Annotated in this window: 8 protein-coding genes; 4 read left to right on the top strand and 4 right to left on the bottom strand. The window is 29.6% G+C overall.

All coding sequences use genetic code 11. From position 1 onward, the window contains the following. A partial coding sequence (locus Q5O29_RS05225; RefSeq protein WP_302631780.1) for a transglycosylase domain-containing protein occupies positions 1 to 1,886 on the bottom strand: 1,886 nt, incomplete at its 3' end. A gap of 108 nt (positions 1,887 to 1,994) precedes the next feature. Here Q5O29_RS05225 and yunB point away from each other — a divergent pair. Beyond that, positions 1,995 to 2,660, top strand: a complete 666-nt coding sequence (gene yunB / locus Q5O29_RS05220) for a sporulation protein YunB (protein ID WP_022211932.1) — start codon at positions 1,995 to 1,997, stop codon at positions 2,658 to 2,660. A 51-nt stretch (positions 2,661 to 2,711) separates the two neighbouring features. Here yunB and hpt read toward each other — a convergent pair whose 3' ends face one another. Next, positions 2,712 to 3,239 (bottom strand): hypoxanthine phosphoribosyltransferase, encoded by a 528-nt coding sequence (hpt, locus tag Q5O29_RS05215; protein WP_022211931.1) that lies wholly within the window; start codon positions 3,237 to 3,239, stop codon positions 2,712 to 2,714. 90 nt (positions 3,240 to 3,329) lie between these two features. Here hpt and hflX point away from each other — a divergent pair, with 90 nt between their 5' ends. The 3 genes from hflX to Q5O29_RS05200 are packed head-to-tail and all read left to right on the top strand — an operon-like array spanning position 3,330 to position 7,224. Then, complete coding sequence (hflX, locus tag Q5O29_RS05210) at positions 3,330 to 5,129, top strand: GTPase HflX (RefSeq protein WP_022211930.1); 1,800 nt, start codon at positions 3,330 to 3,332, stop codon at positions 5,127 to 5,129. A 47-nt stretch (positions 5,130 to 5,176) separates the two neighbouring features. After that, on the top strand, positions 5,177 to 6,589 hold the full coding sequence (locus Q5O29_RS05205; protein ID WP_022211929.1) for a PLP-dependent aminotransferase family protein: 1,413 nt from the start codon (positions 5,177 to 5,179) through the stop codon (positions 6,587 to 6,589). Next, entirely contained in the window at positions 6,577 to 7,224 is a 648-nt protein-coding gene (locus tag Q5O29_RS05200; protein ID WP_022211928.1) for a YigZ family protein, read from the top strand. Before Q5O29_RS05205 ends, Q5O29_RS05200 begins: the two co-directional genes overlap by 13 nt. Before the next feature lie 149 nt (positions 7,225 to 7,373). Here the strand turns inward: Q5O29_RS05200 and Q5O29_RS05195 are convergent, their stop codons facing one another. Continuing rightward, a complete protein-coding gene (locus tag Q5O29_RS05195; protein ID WP_022168341.1) occupies positions 7,374 to 7,841 on the bottom strand; it encodes a hypothetical protein in 468 nt (155 codons plus the stop codon). A gap of 176 nt (positions 7,842 to 8,017) precedes the next feature. Next, positions 8,018 to 8,329 carry a hypothetical protein gene (locus Q5O29_RS05190; protein ID WP_022168340.1) on the bottom strand — a complete coding sequence of 104 codons (312 nt, stop codon included), beginning with the start codon at positions 8,327 to 8,329 and terminating at the stop codon, positions 8,018 to 8,020. Positions 8,330 to 8,553: the final 224 nt, after the last annotated feature.

The raw sequence follows: 8,553 nt of genomic DNA, 5'->3' as shown, positions 1-8,553 counted from the left end.
CCAGCCACAGGTATATCACCAAACTTAGCACCGCCAGCATCAAAACCTGTAACAGGTCCTTTTAATATATCATACATTATATAAGCAGTTTCTTCAGAGAAAAGCTTAGTAGTATCGGCAGTCTTATCTAAGATTACTTTTCCAGTAGAGTCTATAACTTTTGTATAAAGGATAGCTTCAGTTCTAATACCTTTATTTCCAAATGAACCATAAGCAGAAGCAAGAATAGTGGTATTACCACCATCTCTATCAGATGGATCATTATTGAATTCACCTAGAGCTAAAGTAGCTATACTTTTAGAAGATTCTGAGTTATAGATTAATCCAGATTTTTTGCCATACTCTAAGGCTGTTGATAATCCTAAATTGTATACAACTTTTAAGGAAGTAATATTTTTAGAATACATAATAGCTTCTCTTGGAGTTATTAATCCATCATATACACCATTCCAATTAGTTGGTTGGAATGAATAACCAAAGTTTGATAATTCTTCATTAGTTAAAGGTGAATCATCAATTGGTGTAGCGGCAGTATAATTTTTAGTGTCAATTGCAGGACCATAAACTGTTAAAGGTTTTGTATTTGAAGCAATTGACTTTAAATCATCATAAGCTCTATTTAAAGAGTTAGCTGGTTGCTTACCTCTTCCACCAATAAGAGCCTTTACTTCACCAGTTTTATAATCCATGACTGTAGCGGCAGATTGAAGCATATATACTCCTTCATTGGTTAAAGGCTCTTCACTATAGCTTCCATTTATCTTCACATCAAGATTACTTCTGTCATCAAGTACAGCTTGAACGCCATCTTGCATTGTTCTATTCATTGTAGTATAAATTTTTAATCCACCATTAACAAATAGTTTACTTATCTCTTCATCTGTATACTTATATTTTTCTTTTAAATCTGATCTTACTTGATCAAGAGCAGGGTATACAAACCATTCATAATCAACAGAGTAACTAATTTCAGCAGCATTAAATTCAAAAGAGTTTGAATCTACAAAAGCATAGGCTTCATTATATTCTTCTTGCGTAATATAATGAAGTTCCAGCATTTTCATTAATACAGCTTTAGTTCTGTCAAGATAAGTATTTGGATAGTCTTCTTCTTCAGTGTTATATGCACTATAATATGAAGGTGCCTGTGTAATACCTGCTAGGTAAGCACATTCAGGAAGTGTTAGGTCTTTTGCTGGCTTATTAAAGTAAGATAAAGAAGCAGCTTCAACACCGTATACATATCCACCAAGAGGGATAGTATTTAAATAAGCTTCCACTATTTGATTTTTAGTAAGTTTCTTTTCTAACTGTAAAGAAAGATAAATTTCTTTAATTTTTCTATTTATAGAATCAAGTGCAGTGTCTTCACTAGATGCTTCATCAATAAGGACAGTATTTTTTACTAATTGTTGAGTTATGGTAGAAGCACCATGTACTCCGCCTTTTCCTTTTATGATAACCAATACATCTCTAAGTGCAGCACCGATGATTCTGCGAACGTCAATACCTTTATGGTTTCGGAAACGTTCATCCTCTATAGAAATATAAGCATTAACAAGGTTTTGTGGCATTTCATCATAAGAAATGACATAACGCTCTTCTTGTGTAGGTAGATTGTCTATAAATTCACCAGCATCATCATATAACATTGATGGTTGATTAAGATTTAATATTGAGTTAACATCTAAATCAGGTGCTGTTTTTACAACGGCAAAAATATATCCAAGACCAACAACAAGTCCTATTAATCCTAACATTACTACGGTAAGGAAGAAGTATTTAAAAAATCTTTTTACCTTAGAAGTCTTTTTCTTGTTCGTTTTTTTTGAATCTGTAGTATTTCTATTTTCAACAGATCCATTAGACTTTTTGTTAGTAGCCATTTGTTCCTCCCTTAATAAGAATCAAGTATTTAATTTTATAATAATATATCATATTATAGCATATTTATTAATATATTAAAATAATATAAAGCATAAGGTGTATAAATTATGAAGTATTATACAGAAAAAAACAGTAAAATCTTAAAATTTAAAAAAAATAGAAAGATAAATATATATCTAGCTATTATTATTACAATTTTGATGTTATTTAATCTATTTTTTTATATTTTTGATAAAAGAATGCTGCCGACAATTATTGATATGGCTGAAATTAAGATGGAAAGTGAAGCTGTTTCCATAATTAATGAGGAAAGTGTAGCTGTATACTCTGAAAGTTTCAAGTACGATGATATAATACATATAGAAAAAGATGAGGAAGGAAATATATCATTGGTGAGAGCAGATACAGTTATGCAGAATTATTTAGCTTCACAAGTTGTTTTAAGTTGTAATGAACGTTTTAAGAAGTATGAAAGTGTTGGAGTAAAAATACCTATTGGATATCTCACTAATAGTTCTTTTTTTTATAATATAGGACCAAGTATAACGGTAAAAATGAGACAAATAGGAAAGATAAATACTTCCTATGAATCAATATTTGAAAGTGCAGGAATTAACCAAACACGACATAAGATTTACTTAAATGTGGATATGAAAGTAAGAGTGATAGTTCCACTTAAGAGTAGGGATGTAGAAGTATCATGCCAGATACCAGTTTCTGATACCATTATCGTTGGAAAGATTCCAGATACAGCTATTAATATGAATCCATAATGAAAAGAAATAAAAACACAACTTTTTGATTAAAAAGTTGTGTTTTTATAATTATTTTTGCTCCCAATTAAACACATACGGTACATTTCTATAGTATCCATTGTAGTCTAATCCATATCCTACAACAAATAAATCATCTATTTCAAAACAACAGTAGTCTGGAGATAAGTCTACCTTTCTTCTTGAAGGTTTATCAAGTAAAGTACAAGTTTTAACAGATTTAGCTCCTAACTTTTTAACATGTTCAACAACAAACTCCATTGTATAACCTGTGTCAATTATATCATCTACTATTAAAACATCAAGTCCTTCTATGTTATCAGGAATATCGTTAACTACTGTAACTGTTCCTGAACTTATTTCACTGTTTCCATAGCTTGAAGTTGTCATAAATCCAATTTTAGCTTTTAAGTCAATTGCCTTAAATATGTCAGCTCCGAATACAAAACTTCCTCTTAAAAGAGGTAATATATAAATTTCTTTTCCTTGGTAATCTTTTGTGATTTGCGCGCCTAATTCTTTAACTTTTTCTTGTATTTGTTCTTCTGAAAATAATATGTTTCGCTTTCTGTTTTCCATGGGAATCCTCCGTTTACTATATTTACAATGTTTTATTTATAGTATAAAATTATATGAAAGTTGTCAAGAGTATAAGTAGAGGTGAAGAAAATGATTTATGGTAATATAGACGGAATTAGGAAATCAGCACTGGATGAATTAGAATCTTTATATAAAGCTAAGACACCTAAAGATGAAGTTTGTTCATTAAGCATAATGGAGACAATATCAAGAGTTTCATCATTTATTGAAAGAGAAATAAGTGTAGCCATAGATAGAAGAGGAAATACAGTTTCAGTGGCCATAGGAGATTCAACATCAGTTGAAATTCCTACATTAGATATAAGAGAAAAAAAATTAGCAGGAGTGAGAATAATCCATACTCATCCAAATGGTTTTAGTAATTTATCTGCTTTAGATATAAGTGCATTATTGAAGCTTAAGTTAGATGCTATTGTAGCTATTGGAATTTATGAAGGAAAGATTATTGATTGTTCATTAGGTATGTTAACAGTAATGAATGATACATTAGATTATGAAGAAGAACAGCATATTAAGATTGAAGATTTAACTTCAATTAATATATTAAATAAAATTGCTTATATAGATTCAATGATAAAAGAAAGAGATATCATTGAAGATGAAATTGAAAGTGCAATTTTAGTAGGTTCAGATACTAAGGAAAGTCTTGAAGAATTAAAAGAACTTACTAAGGCTTGTGAAATACCTGTGCTTGATTCAGTATTCCAAAGTAGAAACAAAATAGATGCAGCCTTTTACATAGGAAGAGGAAAAGTATTAGAAATTGCTTCATTAAGACAAAAGTTAAGAGCTAATGTAATTATTTTTGATGATGAATTATCTGGCTCACAAGTAAGAAACTTAGAGGCAGCTTTAGGAGCAAAGGTAATCGATAGAACAACACTTATTCTTGAAATATTTGCTAGAAGGGCTAAGTCTAGGGAAGCAAAGATTCAAGTTGAGCTGGCACAACTTAAATATAGAGCCAGCAGGTTACAAGGACTTGGAACTATACTTTCAAGAACAGGTGGAGGTATAGGGACTAGAGGACCAGGAGAAAAGAAGCTAGAAACAGATAGAAGACATATAAAAGAGCAGATATATGATTTAAATGCTGAACTGAAGAAAATTAAGAAAATCAGAGAAACTCAAAGAGAGAAGAGAAATAAAGAAAGTATTCCAAAGGTTTCATTAGTTGGATATACTAATGCAGGAAAATCAACTTTAAGAAATGCTCTATGTGATGTGGCAGCACAAAAAGAAGTACAAGGAAAAGAAAAGGTATTTGAAGCAGATATGCTATTTGCCACTTTAGATATCACTACTAGAGCAATAATATTAAAAAATAAAGGAATAATAACTCTTACAGATACAGTTGGTTTTGTAAGAAAGTTACCACATGATCTTGTTGAAGCCTTCAAATCAACTTTAGAAGAAGTAATATACGCAGATCTTTTATGCCATGTTGTTGATGCTTCAAGTGAAACTGCTTTAGAACAAATCAAAGCTGTTGAAGAAGTATTACATGAGCTAGATGCTTTAGATAAGAAGACAATACTTGTGCTAAATAAGATTGATAAAGCAGATTCAGCACTTTTAGAAGAAATAAAAGTAGCAACAGAGCATTATGATACTATTGAAATTTCAGCTAAAGAAGGTACTAATTTAGAGGTGCTATTAGATGAAATAGAAGAAAATCTTCCATACACAATGAAGAAATGTGAATATCTTATTCCATATGATAGAAGTGACATGGTGTCTTTCCTTCATAGAAATGGAAGAGTTTTTGAAGAAGATTACAGAGAAAATGGTACTTTCATGATTGTTGAAGTAGATGATGAAAGCTATAATAAGAGTAGTGAATTTGTTATTAAATTAATAAATCAATAGTAAAAAAGAAGATTATTCTTCTTTTTTTATGTTATAAGGGGATAAGAATGGAAAAGTTTTTTGTAGAATTTAATGAGTATGAACCTAAATATATTCAAATTTCAAATAATATTAAAAAACTTATTAATGAGAAACAAATATCAGGAGGGGAAAAGTTACCAACTATTAGAGCCCTTGCTAAGTTTTTAGCAGTGAATAATGATACTATAGTGAGCTGTTATAAGAGATTGGTTAGTGATGGTTATGCCGTTCAAAAAGTAGGTTCTGGTACATATGTCAAGAAACGTGATATGATAAGCTTTTTTAAAAGAGAGTATTCAAGAGAAATAAAGTCTATGATAAGTTCAAAAGATGAAAATATAATAGATTTTACTGGTGAGAGTAATAGAGAGGTAATTTTCCCAATAGATGAATTTAAGGAAGTTATCAATAAAGTTCTTGATAGGGATGGAGCTGAGGCATTAATAAACCAGGAATCATTAGGATATATGAAGCTTAGAGAGACAATAAATGAAGCCTTTTGGCAGGGGAGTCTTGATATAGATGATTTACTTATTGTTTCAGGAGCTCAACAGGGGATAGATATTGCATCTAAGGCAATGCTTAATATTAATGATAATGTTATTGTAGAAAAACCTACATATACTGGTGCCTTATCAGTATTTAAGTGGAGAAGAGCCAATGTTTTTCAAGTTCCAATAGAAGAAGATGGCATAAATATTGAGCAGTTTGAAAAGATTCTTAAAAAGCATAAGATAAAATTCTTTTATACCATGAGCTATTTTCATAACCCTACAGGGATTAGCTATAGCTGGGAAAAGAAGCTTAAGATTTTAGAACTTGCCCAAATTTATGATTTTTATATAATTGAAGATGATTATTTATCAGAGCTTATTTATGATGACAACCTTCAACATGAACCTTTTAAGAAGTTAGATGCTTATGATAGGGTAGTTTATATAAAGAGTTTTTCTAAGGTATTTTTGCCAGGTATAAGACTTGGATACATAATAAATCCTAAGTTTTTTAGAGATGCAATGATGAGTTCAAAGGTAAATACAGATATAGCAACATCAACACTGATGCAGCGTTCTTTAGAAATGTATATTAAAGAGGGATACTGGAAGGGATATATTTCATTTTTAAAAAATGAATATAAGATGAGATATGATTTAATGAAGAGGCTTTTAGAAGAAGAACTGAAGGAATATGTTACATTTATTGATCCTAAAGGAGGACTGACTTTTTATATTGAGCTGAAAAATAAGGAAATTAATAGTGAAGAATTATTTTATAGGCTTAAGGAAAGAAAGTTATATATTACACCAGGAAGTATATTTTATACTGGTACTGATGAAGGGAATTATTCTTTCAGGTTAAGATATTCACAAGTGAAAGAAGAGGATATAAGACGAGGAATAAATATTATAAAAGAGGAGTTGATAAAATGTCGTATATAACTATACGTGATTATGGAGAAGATAGATTTATTGAAAAAAAGTCTGAATTTATAGGATATGCAAAGAGAGTAGAAAGTGAAGAAGAGGCAAAAGCCTTTGTTAATGAAATAAAGTCAATGCATAAGCAAGCACGTCATAACTGTTGGGCATATGTAATTGGTGAAAATATGGGCATTCAAAGATATAGTGATGATGGAGAGCCACAGGGGACAGCAGGTATACCTATTTTAGAAGTTATGAAGAAAAGTGATATAACTGACTGTGCAGTGGTAGTAACAAGATATTTTGGAGGAATACTTCTAGGAACAGGTGGACTTACGAGAGCTTATACAAAAGGGGCATCTATAGCTTTAAAAGCTGGTGGAGTAGTTGAAAAAGTACAGGGAGTAGATGTGGCTTTACATTTAGATTATGATATGATAGGCAAGGTTCAATATGTATGTGGACAAAATAATTGGCATATAGAAGATACTGAATATACTGACAAGGTAATTGTTCATATTTTAGCAGAAGTTTCTGTAAGTGAAGTTATTAAAAAAGAAATGACAGAAGTATCTAATGGTAAGATAACTGTAGAAAAAAGTGATGAGGATATATACTTCAAGGAAGAGAATAGACTTTATAAAATCATCTAAGAAAAAAGATAGCAAGTACTTTTAATATATACTGCTATCTTTTTTCTTATCTTAAATAATATAGGCTTTGTTTTAAAATAGTGTTGAAATTAGCATAACATAATAGGATGTCCATTTGGACATCCTATTTGAATCGCAATATATTAAAATTATTCATCATTTAGAACCCTCTTTAAACTTGAATTTATTGCATCTGAATCTTCTGGATGTTCTATAAGCAATCTATTTGCTTCCATAATAGCAGCAGACCTTGAGGTTTGTACTGATTGTTTTACTTTAGAGTCCTCAATAGATTTAATATAATCCTTTTGTTTCTGCCAAGCATCTTTTATTATTGTATAGTATTCATCTTCAGTTGATTCCTCTTGAGTATATTGTTCTATATTTGATTGAATATCTTGGTGCATATCTTCATGGTTATTATCTTCTGAATTTTCAACAGTGGAAGATGTAGTGTTTATACTGTCTCCTTCAGAATTTTGAGTAATGCTAATAGAATTACTTGCATTTGATTTAGAAGAATCTTCTTTTCCTTCTGAATTATTCTTCTGTCCACATGCCACAAGTGACAGAGATAATAACACTAATCCTAATTTAAAAAATATCCTTTTATTCATTTAAATCTCCTCATAAATTATAAGATTATTAGTTCAATATATTATATAAAGCAATTTTGAATTCTTAATGTTCCAATAATTACTCTTCTTAAATTTGTGGACAAATAGTAATCTTGTCTACTTTTATTTTAAATCGCAATATATTCAGATTGTTTTACTAATATCAAAATTTAAATTTAGATAATGGCTGTAAAAAGTAACGAAGTTACTATTATAATTGTTACCATAATAGTTGATAGTATATTACCAACTTTAGAACCAAAATTATCATTAAACTTATAACCAATAATTAATGATGGAATATAAAATAATAGAGAGTAGAATATTGTATAATGTGTTCCTTGATTTCCATTAGACCATGATTTTAACCCAATATAATTTAAAATATTATCTCCTATACAAACCTTATTAAATGTAAAGGCAAATAAAGAACCTATAATAAATAACACTAAAGAAGTTGTACCTATTCCTATCTTTCTTTTTTTCACATTACCTCCTCCAATATACTATAATTGATTTATACAATAAGAATTTTAATAATCAACTAATTCGTATAAAAATACAATTGTTCATCAATCATTATATTTATTGTACACTAAAAATAGTAAAATTAAAACAAATTTTACCTTTATACATATATTGGTCTTCTAATCTTAAAATCCTTTATTAAAGATACAGAATGTGTTGAATTAGCATGAATAAAGAACTTTTT

It is taken from the genome of Clostridium sp. CAG:265 (assembly GCF_000436575.1).
In the GTDB taxonomy this organism is placed as follows: Bacteria; Bacillota; Clostridia; order Clostridiales; family Clostridiaceae; genus Clostridium; species Clostridium lentum.
Note: the sequence above shows the minus strand (reverse complement) of the source record. Positions and strands in the feature narration are given on the sequence as shown.

What these genes read in the sequence shown, in the direction of transcription:
- yunB (WP_022211932.1), top strand. Translation starts at nt 1,995, where the DNA reads ATGAAGTATTATACAGAAAAAAACAGTAAAATCTTAAAATTTAAAAAA.
- hpt (WP_022211931.1), bottom strand. Translation starts at nt 3,239, where the DNA reads ATGGAAAACAGAAAGCGAAACATATTATTTTCAGAAGAACAAATACAA.
- hflX (WP_022211930.1), top strand. Translation starts at nt 3,330, where the DNA reads ATGATTTATGGTAATATAGACGGAATTAGGAAATCAGCACTGGATGAA.
- Q5O29_RS05205 (WP_022211929.1), top strand. Translation starts at nt 5,177, where the DNA reads ATGGAAAAGTTTTTTGTAGAATTTAATGAGTATGAACCTAAATATATT.
- Q5O29_RS05200 (WP_022211928.1), top strand. Translation starts at nt 6,577, where the DNA reads ATGTCGTATATAACTATACGTGATTATGGAGAAGATAGATTTATTGAA.
- Q5O29_RS05195 (WP_022168341.1), bottom strand. Translation starts at nt 7,841, where the DNA reads ATGAATAAAAGGATATTTTTTAAATTAGGATTAGTGTTATTATCTCTG.